The organism is Collinsella aerofaciens (genome assembly GCF_902501475.1).
Lineage (GTDB): Bacteria > Actinomycetota > Coriobacteriia > Coriobacteriales > Coriobacteriaceae > Collinsella > Collinsella aerofaciens_AL.
The window spans coordinates 36601-52550 of the sequence record NZ_CABWIF010000060.1 but is presented as its reverse complement, the minus strand read 5'-3'; the positions used below and the strand labels follow the sequence as shown (position 1 = coordinate 52550).

General features: G+C 66.7%; 21 protein-coding genes. 8 read left to right on the top strand and 13 right to left on the bottom strand.

The genetic code is table 11. The annotated features are described in order from the left end of the window. Positions 1-417: 417 nt before the first annotated feature. The 4 genes from GDJ93_RS09825 to GDJ93_RS09810 are packed head-to-tail and all read right to left on the bottom strand — an operon-like array spanning position 418 to position 2554. Positions 418-894 carry a flavodoxin gene (locus GDJ93_RS09825; RefSeq protein WP_226812589.1) on the bottom strand — a complete coding sequence of 159 codons (477 nt, stop codon included), beginning with the start codon at positions 892-894 and terminating at the stop codon, positions 418-420. A 14-nt stretch (positions 895-908) separates the two neighbouring features. Next, on the bottom strand, positions 909-1778 hold the full coding sequence (locus tag GDJ93_RS09820; RefSeq protein ID WP_193221525.1) for an aldo/keto reductase: 870 nt from the start codon (positions 1776-1778) through the stop codon (positions 909-911). A 4-nt stretch (positions 1779-1782) separates the two neighbouring features. Beyond that, positions 1783-2109 (bottom strand): carboxymuconolactone decarboxylase family protein, encoded by a 327-nt coding sequence (locus tag GDJ93_RS09815; protein ID WP_152068646.1) that lies wholly within the window; start codon positions 2107-2109, stop codon positions 1783-1785. 13 nt (positions 2110-2122) lie between these two features. Further along, complete coding sequence (locus GDJ93_RS09810) at positions 2123-2554, bottom strand: cupin domain-containing protein (protein ID WP_152068645.1); 432 nt, start codon at positions 2552-2554, stop codon at positions 2123-2125. Between the two features lie 100 nt (positions 2555-2654). On the opposite strand from GDJ93_RS09810, the gene GDJ93_RS09805 reads away from it, so the two are divergent. Further along, positions 2655-3122 (top strand): MerR family transcriptional regulator, encoded by a 468-nt coding sequence (locus tag GDJ93_RS09805; protein ID WP_006234618.1) that lies wholly within the window; start codon positions 2655-2657, stop codon positions 3120-3122. A 436-nt stretch (positions 3123-3558) separates the two neighbouring features. Here the strand turns inward: GDJ93_RS09805 and GDJ93_RS10040 are convergent, their stop codons facing one another. Beyond that, complete coding sequence (locus GDJ93_RS10040; protein ID WP_216596234.1) at positions 3559-3660, bottom strand: TetR/AcrR family transcriptional regulator; 102 nt, start codon at positions 3658-3660, stop codon at positions 3559-3561. Positions 3661-3854: 194 nt separating this feature from the next. Between GDJ93_RS10040 and GDJ93_RS09800 the strand changes: the two genes are divergently transcribed. The 6 genes from GDJ93_RS09800 to istB all read left to right on the top strand — a co-directional run bounded on the left by GDJ93_RS09800 (position 3855) and on the right by istB (position 8498). Then, entirely contained in the window at positions 3855-4583 is a 729-nt protein-coding gene (locus GDJ93_RS09800; RefSeq protein ID WP_035136943.1) for a lantibiotic protection ABC transporter ATP-binding protein, read from the top strand. Continuing rightward, positions 4580-5350 carry an ABC-2 family transporter permease gene (locus GDJ93_RS09795; RefSeq protein WP_152068644.1) on the top strand — a complete coding sequence of 257 codons (771 nt, stop codon included), beginning with the start codon at positions 4580-4582 and terminating at the stop codon, positions 5348-5350. The genes GDJ93_RS09800 and GDJ93_RS09795 overlap by 4 nt, the downstream gene beginning before the upstream one ends. After that, positions 5350-6165 carry an ABC-2 family transporter permease gene (locus tag GDJ93_RS09790; protein ID WP_152068643.1) on the top strand — a complete coding sequence of 272 codons (816 nt, stop codon included), beginning with the start codon at positions 5350-5352 and terminating at the stop codon, positions 6163-6165. Before GDJ93_RS09795 ends, GDJ93_RS09790 begins: the two co-directional genes overlap by 1 nt. Beyond that, positions 6158-6319: a hypothetical protein gene (locus GDJ93_RS10035; RefSeq protein ID WP_193221524.1), complete on the top strand. Its 162-nt coding sequence runs from the start codon at positions 6158-6160 to the stop codon at positions 6317-6319. Before GDJ93_RS09790 ends, GDJ93_RS10035 begins: the two co-directional genes overlap by 8 nt. A 155-nt stretch (positions 6320-6474) precedes the next feature. Next, positions 6475-7713, top strand: a complete 1239-nt coding sequence (gene istA, locus GDJ93_RS09785) for an IS21 family transposase (protein WP_152068642.1) — start codon at positions 6475-6477, stop codon at positions 7711-7713. Next, positions 7710-8498, top strand: a complete 789-nt coding sequence (gene istB, locus GDJ93_RS09780) for an IS21-like element helper ATPase IstB (protein WP_152068641.1) — start codon at positions 7710-7712, stop codon at positions 8496-8498. The genes istA and istB overlap by 4 nt, the downstream gene beginning before the upstream one ends. A gap of 178 nt (positions 8499-8676) precedes the next feature. On the opposite strand, the gene GDJ93_RS09775 is transcribed toward istB, so the two are convergent. The 6 genes from GDJ93_RS09775 to GDJ93_RS09750 form a co-directional block, all read right to left on the bottom strand. Next, positions 8677-9231, bottom strand: coding sequence for a hypothetical protein (locus tag GDJ93_RS09775; RefSeq protein WP_152068640.1), 555 nt, complete (start codon positions 9229-9231; stop codon positions 8677-8679). Continuing rightward, complete coding sequence (locus GDJ93_RS09770) at positions 9228-10499, bottom strand: relaxase/mobilization nuclease domain-containing protein (protein ID WP_152068639.1); 1272 nt, start codon at positions 10497-10499, stop codon at positions 9228-9230. The genes GDJ93_RS09775 and GDJ93_RS09770 overlap by 4 nt, the downstream gene beginning before the upstream one ends. Then, positions 10487-10933, bottom strand: a complete 447-nt coding sequence (locus GDJ93_RS09765) for a CopG family transcriptional regulator (RefSeq protein WP_152068638.1) — start codon at positions 10931-10933, stop codon at positions 10487-10489. The genes GDJ93_RS09770 and GDJ93_RS09765 overlap by 13 nt, the downstream gene beginning before the upstream one ends. Positions 10934-11144: 211 nt before the next feature. After that, positions 11145-12101 (bottom strand): ParB/RepB/Spo0J family partition protein, encoded by a 957-nt coding sequence (locus GDJ93_RS09760; protein WP_152068637.1) that lies wholly within the window; start codon positions 12099-12101, stop codon positions 11145-11147. Further along, a complete protein-coding gene (locus GDJ93_RS09755; RefSeq protein WP_152068636.1) occupies positions 12088-12852 on the bottom strand; it encodes a ParA family protein in 765 nt (254 codons plus the stop codon). The genes GDJ93_RS09760 and GDJ93_RS09755 overlap by 14 nt, the downstream gene beginning before the upstream one ends. A gap of 210 nt (positions 12853-13062) precedes the next feature. Further along, the gene (locus tag GDJ93_RS09750; protein ID WP_152068635.1) at positions 13063-13434 is read right to left on the bottom strand and encodes a YraN family protein; all 372 of its coding nucleotides are present in this window, start codon (positions 13432-13434) and stop codon (positions 13063-13065) included. Positions 13435-13977: 543 nt separating this feature from the next. Between GDJ93_RS09750 and GDJ93_RS10175 the strand changes: the two genes are divergently transcribed. Beyond that, positions 13978-14370: a hypothetical protein gene (locus GDJ93_RS10175; protein ID WP_226812587.1), complete on the top strand. Its 393-nt coding sequence runs from the start codon at positions 13978-13980 to the stop codon at positions 14368-14370. On the opposite strand, the gene GDJ93_RS09740 is transcribed toward GDJ93_RS10175, so the two are convergent. After that, a complete protein-coding gene (locus tag GDJ93_RS09740; RefSeq protein ID WP_152068634.1) occupies positions 14328-15323 on the bottom strand; it encodes a nucleotidyl transferase AbiEii/AbiGii toxin family protein in 996 nt (331 codons plus the stop codon). The two genes, GDJ93_RS10175 and GDJ93_RS09740, sit on opposite strands and share 43 nt — an antisense overlap. Next, entirely contained in the window at positions 15307-15924 is a 618-nt protein-coding gene (locus tag GDJ93_RS09735; RefSeq protein WP_152068633.1) for a DUF6088 family protein, read from the bottom strand. The genes GDJ93_RS09740 and GDJ93_RS09735 overlap by 17 nt, the downstream gene beginning before the upstream one ends. Positions 15925-15950: the final 26 nt, after the last annotated feature.

The window sequence follows — 15950 nt, the reverse complement described above, 5'->3', positions numbered from 1 at the left end:
TGGCAACATTTTTGGTCGCCATAGCTCCGATTCGGCAGGGCCCAGTCTCCGCTCGATCTCGAGCAAGACTTGTAAGGAGTCCACAGTCAAGATCAACTACGGGAATCGTGACGAGCCGATACCGCCCGCATGCCCCCTTCGGAATAGGCGCTGAGTAGCTCCTGGGCGTGGGCGAACTCGGGCCCTCGCCTCCAACCGAGCAGGCGGTTGACCGCGAGATTTCCCTGGACGTTGTGGACGAAGAGCAGAGAGGCGTCTGCCAGCCCCAGCTCCCGGGTCGCCCGGTGAAGGCGAGGAAAAAGGGCACGAAGGGAGCGAAGAGCGTTCCGTCGGAAAGTCGGAACGCTCTGTTTGCATTTTTGGGATCGTCCCAAACCCTTGCCAGCTCTGTGGCGGATGCCGAAAGCTGCAGATCGATTATCTGCGGATTGTATTAATCCATGCCTGAATATCTTTCTCAGAAGTACGGAGCATGGATTCATCGAACTGCACATCGAGGCCCGGCTTCACGATTGCGCCTTTGCAGGCTTCCTCAAAGTCCTTCAGCGCGTGTCCCAGCCAGCCGCCATTGGTGGCAAACGGATACACGATCTTCCCGGTCAGGTCAGCCCGCTCCAGGAAACTGCGCATGGCGGGCGCAAAGGTGTACCACCAGACAGGAGAACCCAGGATGATGGCGTCGTAATCTCTCCAGCCAATGTTCAGCGGCTTCAGTTCCGGGCAATAACCCTCGGCAATCTCACGCTGCCCCTGATTGACGACTTCATCATAATCGCCATCGTAGGGAACAACCGTATCCATACGAGCAATATCCCCGCCGATTTCCCTCTGGATCATCTCGGCGATGCGCTTCGTGTTGCCTCCATAGGAGTAGTACAGAATCAAGGTTTTCATTTCACGCTTTCTCCTCATGCAAGAGGCTTTCCGCTGAACACGGGAAATGCGCTGAATTCACCATAGTTGGCGATGCGCTCCATGTTCTTGAGGGTTTCCATGTCTTCCTCGGAGATCGCGAAATCCACGTCCGCGTTGCTTTCCATGTGGGCGGGATCTGCCGTCTTGGGAAGCGCGACGGCTCCAAGCTGAAGGACATAGCGGATGCAGAGCTGGGCGGCAGATACGCCGTACTTCTCTGCCATCTTAACGATCGCCGGATTCTTCAGCGCCTCGCCGTGGGCGATGGGAGAGTATGCCTCCACTTGAATGCCCTGCGCCTTGCAGAAGTCCACCAATGCCGAATCGGTGTTGGTGATGTGCAGGAGGATCTGATTGACCATGGGCATCACGCGGCAAGAGCTCAGGAGGTTCTCAAGGTCATCTTGCAGGAAGTTGGACACGCCGATTACCTTGACCTTGCCCGCCGCCCGCGCATCCTCCAACGCACGCCAGACCTCCTTGTTCTCCTCGAAATAGCGCTTCTCCACACGGAACTCGCTCCACGGCTGGGGAGAGTGGATGATCATCTGGTCGAGGTAGCCGAGCCCCATCCTCTCCAGCGTCTCATCGATGGACTTCGCCGCATCCTCGTAGGTCTTCAGCTCTGCCGCGATCTTGCTGGCGACGAAAAGCTCTTCCCGGCGAACGCCGCAGGTGCGCACGCCCTCGCCGACGCCGCGTTCGTTTCCGTAGGCCTGCGCGGTGTCGATCAGGCGATAGCCCCGCTTTACCGCCTCGCGAACGGCTTCCGCCGCCTCGGCATCGTCGATGAACCAGGTGCCCAGTCCCAGCTTGGGAACCTGGACTCCGTTTGCCAACGGGTAGGTTTCATTCAAGATCATCGTTCTACTCCTCGCCCCAGACATCCTTTGCCATGCGGAAAACCGCCCACGCCTTGGGCCAGCCGCAGTAGAAGGCTGCATGGGTCACGACCTCCGCGATTTCTTCTTTTGTAATACCGTTCTTCTTTGCCTCCGCCAGGTGATAGCGGAAGCTCTCATCGGTAAGTCCCTGAGCCATCAGCGCGACGACGGTCACGAGGGAGCGGTCGCGGAGGCTGAGCTGCCCCTCTCGGCTCCAGACCTCTCCGAAGAGCACGTCATCGTTCAGTTCCGCGAATTTCGGGGCGAATTCGCCCAGGGCATCTCTGCCTGCCGTCTGCTTGACTGCCATGTTTCGTTCCTCCCTACAGCCTTGCGTACTCTTCATGGGATACCGGCTCGCACCACTCGTTCTCGCAATTCTCGCCGGGAACCTCCACGGCGATATGGCTGAACCAGCTGTCCTTCTTCGCTCCGTGCCAGTGCTTGACGTTGGCGGGGATCATCACGACGGAGCCCTCGTGCAGGCTGACGGCGGCCTTGCCTTCCTCCTGGTACCAGCCCTCGCCAGCCGTGCAGAGCAGGAGCTGGCCGCCTCCTTTGTCCGCGTGGTGGATATGCCAGTTGTTGCGGCATCCCGGCTCGAAGGTCACGTTGGCGGCGAACAGGCCGCCTTCCGGATCGGTCAGCGGATTCAGGAACGAATCGCCGGTGAAGTACTGGGCATAGGCGGTGTTCGCCGTTCCCGTGCCGAATGCGTTGACCTTCTCGAACTGCTCTTTTCGTTCATACCTCATAATTGAAACCTCCTGCTAAGTTTGAACTTCATGTGCATCCTAGAACTTAAAGTTAACTTTAAGTCAAGGGGATTCTGGAATAATTCGGAGGGGTTTTCAGATGGTCTATACGGTGGGGGAAATGGCGAAACTGCTGGGGGTTGCGGCGTCCACCTTACGCTACTACGACAAGGAGGGGCTGCTGCCCTTCGTGGAGCGCTCCTCCGGTGGCATTCGCATGTTCCGAGAATCGGATATCGAATGGCTGCAGGTGATCGGCTGCATGAAGAAAGCCGGGATGTCCATCAAGGACATCCGGCAGTACATTGAGATGGCGCTGCAAGGAGACGACACCATCGATTTGCGCCTTGCCATGTTCCGGCGCCAACAAGAAGTTCTGAAACAGCAGATGGCGGAATTGCAGCACACCATGGAGATGGTGGATTATAAGTGCTGGTATTACGAAACGGCGAAGGAAGCGGGTACGGTCGATGCCCCGCAGAAGATGGAGCTTGCCGAAGTCCCGGAACGCTTTCGGAAGATTCGGCAGGAGCTGCGCACTGCGCCGGGGACTGCGGCAACGATATAACAAGACTGCTTAGGCAACGGCAGTCAACCGCTTGATAATCACGGTAACTTTACCGTTCAAAAAAGTACTACCAACAAACGACCACCCCGGCTATCCGCTGTTCGCGGAAGAGCAGGGGAGCTCTTGTCGCCGGGATGGAACCTTTTCAACTCGCAGAATAGCAGAATCGCCTCGCAAGCCAGAATCAGCACGGGACGGCAGCGGGCAGAACCGCCACCGCTAAATTACCCTCACGCTGTCACTGGCAGCCCTGATTAAATATGCTAGGTATCTCGGGATAATGCTATCGGTCGCATACGCGCAAGAGTGTCCGCTGATTGCAGCCGGTTGTTCCCCTTCCTACGCCAATGGTGTGCAGACATCTTCGATATTCTTGCTCGTTCTGGCGAAAATCGCGTCTCCAGGGTTTGCCTTTTTCGATTTAGCGTATTGCTCTTCAGATCATCGTGGTGTGCTCGTAGCCGCGCTCCACGAGGAGCCGCTCGGCAACGTCGAGAATCTTCTCGACCGTCTCCTCCAGGTACTTATTGCGTGCCACGGGCACCTCCATCCTTGTTATCGCGTAAACATACCATGAGTGGCGTACGGGTCGAGAAGGGCTGGCGTCAAAAGAGCCCAACGGCCGTTACGGCTTCGTTAGAAACGCGTCCCACCATGGATGGTGAACCCGAAAGGTAAGGCGCGCGGGCACGGCGACTCGGCCCGCGCGCCCGGAAGAGAAAGGACGAACCCATGGGTTACATGCTCGAGACGCGCGGGCTCACCAAGCGCTTCGGCCGCGGCGACCAGGCGCAGGATGCCGTGGCCGACGTGAGCCTTCATATCCGCGAGGGCGAGGTGTACGGGCTGCTCGGCCCCAACGGCGCCGGCAAGTCGACAACGCTCAAGATGATCTGCGGGATGCTGCGGCCGACGGCCGGGGAGATCCTCTTTGCCGGGCACGCCTGGCGCCGCGAGGACCTCTACGCAATCGGCAGCCTCATCGAGGAGGCGCCGCTCTACCCCAACCTCACCGCGCGCGAGAACCTGCGCGTGCGCACCACGCTGCTGGGCCTTCCCGAGAGCCGCGTAGATGAGGTGCTCGCCGCCGTGGACCTCGCGGACACCGGGAAGAAGCGCGCCGGGCGCTTCTCGATGGGCATGCGGCAGCGCCTGGGGCTCGCGCTGGCGCTGATCGCCCGGCCACGCCTGCTCGTGCTCGACGAGCCCACTAACGGCCTCGACCCCATCGGCATCGAGGAGCTGCGCGACCAGATCCGCGGCTTCGCGGCGGCGGGTACGACGGTGATCGTCTCGAGCCACATCCTCTCCGAGGTGCAGCAGATGGCGGACACCATCGGCATCATCTACGGGGGGCGCCTCGCCTACGAGGATGCGCTTCGACCTGGGCAGGACCTCGAGGAACTCTTCATGAGCGTCTGCCGGGAGGGGCGTCGAGCGCGCGGGGAGGTGGCGGCATGACGGGCGAGAAAGGCGGCCTGCTCGCGGGCCTGCGCGCCGAGGCCCTGAAGTCGCGCCACGCGGCACCGGTTCGCCTGGCCGTGCTCATGGCGCTGCCGATGCCGCTGCTCGGCGCGATGCCCTACCGGGGCGTGCAGATCTTCAGCGCGTGGAACTACTGGTACGCGCTCTTCCTGCCCGTGGCTCTCTCGCTCGTGGTGGCGTGCGTCGCGCGGGCGGACGCGCGCACGCGGATGCGGGGGCTTCTGGGCCTGGGCTTCCCGCTCGGGCGCGCCTGGTGGGCCAAGGCGCTCTGGTGCCTCGCGCTCTGCACGCTCTCGAACCTCGTGGTCTTCGGCATCTACCTCGCGGGCTCGGCGTTCTCCTCGCAGGGCCTCACGGCCGCGGGCACGCTCACGATGCTCCTCTGCGCGCTCACCAACACGGTGACCGCGGCGTGGATGATCCCCGCAGGGCTCTTCCTCACGGCGCGGCTTGGCATGCTCGCGGGCATCTTCTGCCCGCTCGCCGCGCAGCTCGTGGGTGGGTTCGCCTGGTCGCTGGTGCCGCTGCCGCAGCTCTTTCCGCCGTCGGCGAGCATGGTCATCCCCACGAACTTCATCCCCGTGCTGCCGAGCGGCGAGCCACTCGCGGCGGACATGGCGCTCGGCGGGGCGCTCACGGCGGACGGCATGCTCACACTGGCGGGCCTTGCGGTCTGCGCGCTCGCGTTCGCCGCGCTCACGGCGGCGGGCGCGGCCTGGTTCGCGCGCTCCGAGGAGAGGTGATGGCCGTGACACGACTCTCCGACCCGACGCCACGCATGACTCTCCCGCGGGCCCTGCTCTCCGAGGCCCTGCGCCTGGCGCGCTCCCCGCTCACGGCGGTGCACCTCGTCTGCGGCCTGGCAGCCGGTCTTGCCTGCGGCGAGTACTTCTCCATAACCCGATGGGACCCGGCGCTGGGCGCGGACGCCTACGCCCAGTTCCTCGGCGCCCTCATGCCGCTCATGTCCGCCATCGTCTGCGGGCTCGCCGTGGACGAGGAGCGCGCTGCCGGGCGCCTCGCCAACCTCACGGCGGTCCCCTCGCGCGGGCGCGCCCTCGCGGCGAAGCTACTCGCCCTTGCGGCGCTCGGCGCGGGCGCGCTGGCCGTGGCGCTCAGCGTGTTCGGGGCCGTGCTCGCCATCGCCGGGCGCCTGCCGCTCGGGCCCGCTCCGCTTGCGGCCGCCTGGGCGGGCATCGTGCTGGGCAGCCTGCCCCTCTACGCGCTGGGGCTCGGCGTGGCCCTGCGCTTCGGCCGCAACGCCACCATCTGCGCCGGCGCGGCGGGGATGCTCCTCGCGTTCTTCTCAGTGGGCGGACTTGCGCACGGCCTCATGACCGGCGAGCTCACCGGTGCCCTGGCGACGCCCCTGAGCTGGGTGCCGCTCGCCTGGCCCGCGCGCCTGGGGTCGCTCGGGGTGGAGGCCTTCATCGACGCCGCACGCGCGGCGGGCCCTCTCCTCACGACTGCGCTCGCTGGCCTCGTGCTCACCCTGGCAACCGCCGCCGTCCTTATCGCCTGGTTCTACCGCTTCGAGGACGGGAGGGCAGATGCGTAGGAAGCCGCTCGCCGCCGTGCTCGCCCTCCTCTCCGCAGCGCTCGTCCTGGGCGGGAATGCCCTGCTCGACGCCGGCTGGGGGTCGGCGCTGCGCTCGATCGCCGACCGCGTGCTGCCCAACCCTGAGATCACCATGTGGACGCCCGCGTGTTAGCGCTACTGTAAAAACGACCATTTTGACCATCGCGCACTAGCCAATTCCACCAATGCAATCCCGCCATTTACGCCAACGCATTTTCACCATTTCCACCAACGCCGGGGCTTACGCTTCGACCGACAAGCAAGCGATGCTTTCGGGAGGAGCGGGCTGTGGCGGAGAAGAACCTGATCGGAGAGTTGGACATGTACAGGGAAGCGGGCATAAAGCCCAACTTCAGCGACATAGCGAAGCGCTACGGCAAGGACAGGCACACCGTGGCGTCGTACTGGAGGGCCGATGGCGGGCGGCCCCACGACGGGCGCGGCGACAGGGCGGGCTCGTTCGACGCGCACATCGAGGAGGTGGCCGCCAAGGCGCAGCTGCCGGGAGTCACCAAGAAGGGCATACACGAGTGGCTGCTGCACAGGTATCCCGGCGAGAGCCTGGCCGGCTACAACGCCTTCACCCAGTTCATGCGCAAGAACGGCATCTCCGTCGGGGCCTCCGGCGGCCCGGAGCCGCACCCGCGCTTCGAGACGCCGCCCGGGCTGCAGCTGCAGTTCGACTGGAAGGAGTCCGTCAAGATGGCCAACCGCGACGGCGAGCTGTTCGAGTTCAACGTGTTCGCGGCGACGCTGGGCCATTCCCGCAGGCACGTATTCATCCGGTCGGGGACCAGGACGACCGACGACCTGGTCAGGTGCATGTACGCCACGATCGCGAGGCTCGGCGGCGTGCCGCGCGAGTGGGTCACGGACAACATGTCCGCCCTGGTGACGATCAAGGGCGGCAGGCGGCTCAAGGTCCAGCGCGCATACGAGTTCGCCAGGGCCGCCGGCTTCGAGCTCAAGCTGTGCCGCCCGCGCAGCCCCCAGACCAAGGGCAAGGTCGAGTCGTCGAACCGCTTCCTGTCGCGGCTCATGGCCTACCAGGGCGACTTCGACGGCTGGGACGACATCGACGAGATCATCGCGCGGATCGAGGACGCCAGCAACTCCGAGCCCAACGAGACCACGGGGCTGCCGCCGTCGGTGCTGTTCATGGAGGAGAAGGACGCGCTGCCGCCCGTCGGCAACCTGCGCGCCCTCGAGGAGGCGATGGGCGACGTGGTGCGCGTGGCCAGGGTGCCGGCCACGATGCTGGTGAGCGCGCACGGCGAGCCCATGTCGGTGCCCAGGCGCTGCATCGGCAGGCCGGCCCGCATCGTCTGCATGCCCGGCGGCGCGATGGACTGCTACGTCGGCGGCGAGCTGGTGGCCACGCACGTGGCGGGCGGGCCCGCCTACGACCCGGCCCACTACGCCGAGGCCATGGCCGGGAAGCGCTGGTTCGGCGACGCCGCCGGCGACATCGAGGCGGCCGCCGCGGCCAACCTCGGGCTGCTCGACTCGATAGGAGGCTCGCTGTGAGCGCCGCCGTGCAGGCCAGCCCGCTCAACCGCCTGGCGGCCAACCTCGAGGAGCTGGGGCTCGAGGGCATGGCGTCGTCGGTGCCCGAGTACGTCAGGCTCGTCGCCGACGGCAGGAAGAGCCTGGTCGACGCCATGCTCGAGCTCACCGACGCCCAGATAGCCCTCAAGCGGCGCGCCGACGACGACCGCCGCACGAGGATGGCCAACTTCCCCTACATAAAGACGCTGGCCGACTTCGACTGGGGCTTCCAGCCGAGCGTGCCGCGCGGGCTCGTCGAGCAGCTGGCCACGCTCGAGTTCGTCGACCGCGGCGACAACGTCGTGCTCGTCGGCAGCCCCGGCGTCGGCAAGACCCACCTGTCGATAGCCATAGGCTACGAGGCGGTGATGGCGCGCAAGCAGGTGTACTTCGCCGACTGCTCGAGGCTGGTCGAGGACCTCAAGCACGCCTCGGCGAAGGAGGCGCTGGCGCGCAGGATGCGCTTCTACGAGCACTGCAGCCTGCTGATAATAGACGAGCTGGGCTACCTCGATATCGGGAAGGAGGGCGCCGACCTGCTGTTCCAGCTGGTGAACAGGCGCTACGCGCTCAAGCGGTCGACCATCGTCACGACCAACGTGCCGGTCGGCAGGTGGGGCGACGTGTTCGGCAGCAACGTCACGGCCTCGGCGGTCGCCGACAGGCTGTGCCACCACTGCGCGATGATCAAGATAACGGGCCGGTCGTACCGCCTGAAGGACGTGTCGATTGGCGGCGAGGACGGGAAGGAGGAGGGCGCCTAGGCGCCGAAAGCGGCGCATCCGCGTTGGCAAATCCGGCGCATCCGCGTTGGCGCGATTGGTGAAAATACGTTGGTGAAAATGGTGAAAATTATATTGACGCTAACACACCCACTTGAACACGGCGCGGAACAGCCAGACGAAAAAGCCCAGCGTGACCTTAAGCGCCGCCATGAGGAACCTACCAAGCCTCTTCATCGACGTCACCCCAATCTTCCTTGACCTTGCGGGCGCCCTCGTCGGCGCCCTCTTCCTTCTCTTCCGCGAGCAGCCTCGCCAGCCCGTCGGGCACGCCCGGGACCTCCGCCCTCCCCAGCGTGCGCTGCAGGTCCCTTATCTGCGACTTCAGCGGTTTTGAGGGAGGGCCCACGTGCTCGCGGTAGCAAGCGGAAATCGCAGCGGCATCACATAGATATCCCCGCACACGGGCGAACACCTCGTCGCCGTCGAGCAGGACGCGCCGGGCGCGCCCGAGCTCGGCCTCCGATGCCAGCATGAAGCGCCAGCCGCGGGACCTGCGCGCGGCCGGTATGCCGTCCGCGGGCGCGTCGACACGCCAGTCGTCGCGCACCTGGTGCCAGTTCGCCGTGAGCCAGAGCCCCTTCTCGGGCTCATCCCTCATCTCGAGCTCGAACTCCGTGAGCATGTTCGCGCCGGTAAACGGCGACCCCTCCGTGAACGAGAGCGTGTCGAACAGCGTCGTCCTGCCGCCCTCGTACTCTATCCTCACCATCATCTCCGGCCCCTCTCCCTGCGATGCTCCTGCTGGGCCCGCTGCCGCTCGGCGGCGAGGATTCGCTGCTGCTCGTCCTCTCGGCGGCCGTCGCGCGAGTTTCCTTCGGCAGCACCACGCCCGCGATCGTCCTCGTAGCGGGTCTTGAGCGGCATGAGCCCGTTCATCGCCATGTAGTCGCGCGCAGCCTCGAGGCGGCGGTACCCCTCGCCGCCCGCCTGGCCGCGCCGCTCGAGCGTCGACATCCTGAGACCGAACTCCTCAATGGACTCGACGTCGAACTTCGCGCAGGTCTCGAGCGCCGAGGAGAGCCTGCTCAGCTCCGAGAGGTCGTTGAGCTCGAGGGCGTGCTCGGCGGCCTCGCGGATGCGCGCGGCGCTCGCGTCCGTGGGGCGGTAAGCCCCCTCGCGCTCGAAGCGGCGGCGGAGCATCTCCTTGCCGTAGACGAACCCCAGGCGCTCGCCGGTTACCTTCTTGGACGGCTCCTCGGCCAGGCTGAACACCCAGTCGTCCCGCCGCGCCTTGGCCGAGTTGTCGGCGACGTGCACGCCCAGGGCGTCGAGGACGCCGAGGAACTCCGCCTCGTCGCGCGCCGTGGTCTTGGCGAGCGCGACGCGGGCGCGGATGTCGCCGACCCACGAGTAGCCGCCAGAGCGCATGATCTCCTTCTCGGCCCGGCCCAGGTAGATGCTCCTGCGGCTCCTGGGTCCGCCCGCACCTGCCCGCCCGCGCGCCTTCGAGGGGGATTCGGGCGCCCGGTCGTTGGAGAGACCCGACAGCCCGCGCCCGTGCGCCATGTCCTGCAGGTCTCGGTTGAGGTCCTCGGGGTGCTGGGTCTGCATGCGGTAGCCGGTGCGGAGGTTGGCGTTGTTCACGACGATGTGCGCGTGCGGTATGCCGCGGGCGTTGTCGTCGTGGTAGACGATGGCGATCTCGTGGTCGCCGAAGTGCTTGAGCGCCCACGAGCACGCGAGCTCGCGCAGCGCAGCCAGGTCGATGTCGTCGCCGGGGTCCGGCGAGAGCACGAAGTGCTTGAACGTGCGCGCGGGCTTTCCCCGCCATGGGGCGTCCGTGCCGAACGCGGCGCGCGTGGCGTCCATCTCGGCGTCCCAGGCGCAGGCCTCCTTGGCCTCGTCTCCCAGCGCGCCGGCGTCGCGCTCGTCGTAGCTCAGGTTGAACAGGTCGCGTGCGAGGGCGCGGCCTCCCTTCTCGAGGTAGCGGCGGATGCCTCCGGTCGCGCCGTGGCCGCTTATCGGCTTCAGGATCGGCATGGCGACCCCTCCACGAGCGAGTCGGCTCCGATGCGCCCGAGCTCGGCCGCCATCTCGCGGGCCGCGGCGTTCACGTCGGCGAGCTCGCGCTCGATCGTAGGGACGCTCTCCGCCACGAGGTCGCGGTCGACGCGCCCGTGGCGGGCGTGGAAGTTGATGAGGTTCATCGCGTGCACGGCCTGGTTGTAGTGATAGCCCCACTTCGTGAGCTCGCGCGACATCGCCCACAGGGCCCTGCGGTCCACGAGTATGCGGTGCTCGTCTCCCGCGTTGGCCTCCGTCGACAGAGGTATGCGCACGAGGTAGCGCAGGTACTCCGACTTGCTGAGGCCGGCGCGCTCGCACCGCTCGCAGAGCGCGTCGTAGTCGCCTCCCTCCATGCGGAACGTGACGCGGCGCTCCTTGCTTTTGGCGGCGCCGGCTTCCTCTTCCATGGCGGATTCCTTTCCTCGGGCCCGCCGCGCGGCGGGCGCGTCTCTCTAGGGGCGCGGGGGATCCCCCGCAGGCGGCGGCCCGGCTCGGGCGCCGCCTCTGGGACCGGGCCTCGCGAAAGCGGGGTCTTAAACGGCCCGCGGCATGACGGGTCCGAGGCCGCCCGGTCCCCAAGTGCTATGGACGCCCGACCGAAGTGTCGGACGCCATAGGCTACTTGCTGGATTTCGAATGCGAGGCCCTTCTTCGAACCTTCCGGGCCCCTGCGCCCGCCTCCGCGTAGGGCGCGGTCATGAGCGCCATCTCCCGCAGCAGCGAGAGGTCGGCCGCGCTCGGGCTCTCGGGCGGGCTCTCGAGGAAGTCGGCCACGAGCCTCGCTGCCTTGGAGATGCGCCCGTCGGGGCCGGCCTGTGTTTTGCCCTCGCTCCTCACGTAGTCGGAGAGCTCCCGCTTGGTGCGCCGCCAGGGCTCCATCGCGGCGTGCATCTCCGCCTGGCGCTCCTTCGGCATGCCCGCGAGCGAGCGCACCGCCTCGGCGCTGAGGTTGCCTCGGTCGGCCTCGGCGGCCCACTCGGGCGAGAGGTCCTCGGCGATACGGCGGGCCAGCCTCTCCTCGCGCGCGATGGTCTTGCCGGAGACCTTGCGGCCCGTCTGCCGCTCGATGATGGCGGCCTTCACGTCGTCGACGCGCATGCCGGAAAGCGACGGGTCCTCGGAGCGCAGGCGCACGGCGTCGCCCCTGAGCGCCTCCGTCGCGGCGGCGCGCTCGGTCACGGTGAGCGCGCGGGTGAAGTAGTTCGCGGCGTGGAGCAGCGTTACCGCCCGCTCGTCGTCGATGTCCTCTATCACGCGGCAGGGCATCCTCTCGTAGGCGGGGTCGTCCTTCGCGAGCAGCGCGTAGGCGGCCTTGCGCCGGTGCCCGGAGACCATCTGCCACGAGCCGTCGCCGACCTTTCGCACGAGCGGCAGGTCGGTGAGGCCGTCCTCGCGTATGGACTCGGCGAGCTCGGCTATGCCGGCCGGGTCCATGGAGTACGCGGCGTTCGCCGGGTGGTCGGCGATGTCGGCCACCGCGATCTCGGACACCGGGTAGCGCCCGCGGGTGCGCGACGCGCCGTCGAGAAGCCCCGTGATGGTGAAGCCCGCGGCCACCTGCCTAGGCGAGCTCACGGCATACCTCGTCTGCGAGCGCCTCGTAGTCGCGCGCGGGGCGGCTCCCCGGCTCGAAGGCCGCCACCGGCTTCCATTGCCAGCTGCCCTCGCAGACCTTGCTGCTCGCGTGGATGACCGTCTCGAACTGCTCTTCCGGGAAGAACCCGTCGAGCACGGCCGCGCCCGTGGCCTCGGCGTTGGTCATGCGGCCGGGCACGCAGGTGCGGAGAATCTTCCAGCGGGGCGTGGGCATGCGGAGCGCGTCGGCGATGGAGCGCGTCGCCTCCACGGTGAGCGCCGTGCCGCGCATCACGGTGGAGTCGAGCTTCACGGGGATGACGACCATGCCGCCCTCCGCCGCGGCGAGGTAGGCGTTGAAGGCGAGCCTGCGCATCACGGGGCTGCAGTCGATCAGGCAGGCGTCGTAGGAGCCCGAGGCGTCGTCGAGGGCGAACTTGAGTCGCTGCTCGCGCAGGAGCATCTCGTTCTGGTCGACGAGGTCGATAGTCGAGGCCACCACGTCGAGGTTCTCCCCGGCGGCGTAGGCGACCTCCTCCACGGGCGCACCGCCGTAGAGCAGCTCGACCGATGTGCGCCGCTCGGATGCGGCCCGGTCGTAGAGGCCGAAGAAGTCGGTTGCCGACGCCTGCGGGTCGAGGTCGACGAGCAGGGTCCGGAGGCCCCGGGCGGCGAAGATCGTCGTCAGGTTCACGGCGGTAGTCGTCTTGCCGACGCCGCCCTTGTAGTTGGAAATGGCTATCGTGCGCATGGGTCGCGTCCTCTCTAGCGTGTAGCGTGGGGCGCGCCTCGCCGCATCCGGTCCGGCGCGCCCCGAGTCTCGGAGCGTCGGGACAAAACCGTACGGATTTGTCCGACAAGCGGAGTGTACCACGAAAACGTACGAATATGTACGCTTTCGTGGTACAGGGACCGGATTCGGGGAAACCCGGCCCCGGGAGCCCGGGGCCGGGCGCGCCGCCTAGGAGAGCGGCTCCATCTCGCCGAAGCAGTTGACGTGGTGGCGCAGGAGCGCTCGGTTCTCCTTGACGACCATCATCGCCACCTCGTCGAAGCGGACCGGCGTGTCGGCGTAGTCGTCGCCGTTGCCGGCGAGCCACGTCGCCGCCAGCGCCTCGCGCAGCCCGCGCGCCCTGTGGGCCTCGGGGAAGCCGTCCGTCCCGATCCGGACCGTGGCGTCGACGAAGACCAGGGTTCCGTCCTCGTCCACCGCCACGAGGTCGATCCCGCCGATGCCCTCGGGCCCCTGCCAGGCCTCGTCGACGATCTCGTAGCCCTTGCGCTCGAGGAAGGCCTTGACCGCGCCCATCGCCTTTTCCTTCATGTCGTTCATGTCTTGCTCCTTAGACTCTGAGGCCCGCCCCTGTGGCGTGCCTTGCGTCGCGTGAGTCGCATGCAGCGCGGGCGCGCCGGCAAGGGAGGAAGCGAAGTCGGGCGTGGTTATAGAAATCTCCCGACGTCAGTTTTTCGCGTTGTTCGCGCGGGAGCGCATGGGGCGAAGAACCCGAAAAAGTGTCGCGGCCCTTGCTGGCCGCCCGCCGGCGTGCGACCCTGCGCGTCCAAGGAGCGCCAGGGCGGGTTTCGAGTCGGAGGGGCGGAGGCGTGCGGTATGGAATCAGGCATGGGCGCCGGGGCTTCCGGACATGGGATGCGATCTGTCGGCGATTGCTGGGGCGCTCGCGAGGGTTACGTCGGGACGTCGCGTGGAGGACGGAGGCGCGTTTCCGAGTCGCGGCGCCGCTACCCTAATCGGGACGGCCTCTCCCGTACCGCTCACGGTCGATATGCTCACGGGGCCGCTGGCGGCGAGGCGGCTCTCCATGCGGAACGGCTACGGTGCTGCGCAGCACGTCCGTCGGAAGAAGGAGGACGGCTGATGATGGGCATCAACGAGAAGGACGAGCGTCGCGAGCTGCTCGACGCGGTGGCAGATGCGGGAAGGCTGGCGAGGGGGCTGGACCAGCTGCTCGAGTCCATGGCGCACGCCGACCAGCTGGACCCTCTCGACGTCGAGGGCATACTGGCCCTGAGGTCGATAAGCGAGAGATGCGCCGAGCGCATCGAGGACGCCGCGCGCATCCTGGAGGCTGCAGAACGAGGTCTTTTATGCCGAACTCTCAACGCCGCCCGTCGAAAAGGAACGCTCCGCTCTCGGCGGGGAAGCCGTCGCGTTGCCCGCCCCGCCTCTTCGATTCTGGCAGGCGCCCGGAATTGGGGCGCCCTTGGTCAGCTTAGCCCGTTGATGGTCTCCTCGAGCTCCACCATGTAGGCGACTATCTCATCGATGCTCGGGTAGCTGCCGAACAGCATCGGCCTCATCGAGGCGTAATCGGCTGCCAGCTCGTCGAGCCTGCCCTTTGGAGGGGCGAGCCTGAGCGTGCCGGGCCTCGCGTCGGCCAGCTTGGCCCACGGCGTGCGGTAGAACTTCTCTTTGAACCTGACGACCTGTTCGAGGAGGCCAGGCTGCGCTACGGCGCGGCCGAGCACGAACGAGTGGCCGAGGCGGTACATGTCGTAGTAATGGCGGGAGTAGCGCCTGGGCATAGCCTTGCCCTCGGGCCTGTTGGCCTCCTGGTGCAGGATGGTGGCCTTCTCCCAAAACGTGCGCTCGGGACTCGCGGTGCGCACCGTGGTCGACAGCTCGGGCCCGAACGGAACCACGTCCGCCGCGTACGGGGTTATCGCCGCCTCCTCGGAGGGCGACCATGCCGCCATGGGTCCTATCTCCAGCTTGATGGTGTCGAGCGTGCCCGCCGACTCGTAGGAGCGCGGGTAGTCGAAGTACACGGTCTCCTCCTCGGCCCCGCACCTAACGGATGCTTCGGTGCCGAGGGACTCGGAGAGCGTGGCCCTGAGCTTCGGAGCAAAGGCGTCGGCCAGGAAGGCGTTCGTGCGCTCGATGCTGTCGGCCTTGAACCGCTCCTGCGCCGAGTTGCTGCGCGGCTCCCACGGTTCGTCCTCGCCGTAGCCCAGGAGTCGCCAATCGAGTATGAGGTCGATGTCCTCCGAGAAGCGCTCGATGAGCCCGAAAGCCTTCGACAGGCTCGTGCCGCCCTTGAACACCATGGACTCGGCGAAGCCGCTTCTGTGGAAAAGGTGGTCCAAGGTGTAGCACACCCAGAAGTCCTTCTCGACGACGGCCGGCGCAAGCGCCATCCTCTGCGCGGCGGCCTCGAAGACCAGCCTGCGCTCGCCGGTCGAGGCCCTAGCGATCCTGTCCATGCTTCGCCTCCCATATCTTCTTCGCGGCGTCGGCGACCCAGGAGGTGAGCCCCGCCGACTCTTCCAGGAACGCGCCGACCTGCCCTTCCGTGAGGTTGCGCGCGAGCGTTCCGATTTCCTCGTCGCCCACGTTCTCGCGTCCGAGCGCCTTGAGGGCCTGCACGATGGTGCAGGTGATCTGCGAGCAGTCGAGCAGGTCGCGGTTGGCGCGGTGCCGGAGCTCGATATCGTACGGCCCGTACTCGTAGCGCTTGTACGGACCGCTGCTGACGTAGACGAGCTTTGCGGGCACCTGCGTGTCGAGGCCCAGCGCATTGAGCGCCGCGTCGCCGGACGGTGCGACGATCCACTTGTTGGCACGGGCGACGGCGCGCACGACCTCGTCGGCGCTGGCCGGCACCTCGGTGCCCATGAGCGCGCTGCGCTCCGGCGCGTAGTAGACGCCGCGGATGGCGCGGGCGATCCCTCCCTTTGCATGCAAGCGCCCGAGCGCGTTGGCGGCATTGCGCCGGCCTGCGACGTCGGAGAAGTCGGCGGCTGTGAAGGCCCTGCCGGCGCCGAAGCTCTCTATGCGCTTAGCGATGGCCTCTGCTTCTGTCATAGCGTTCCTCCTTTTTGATGAAAATA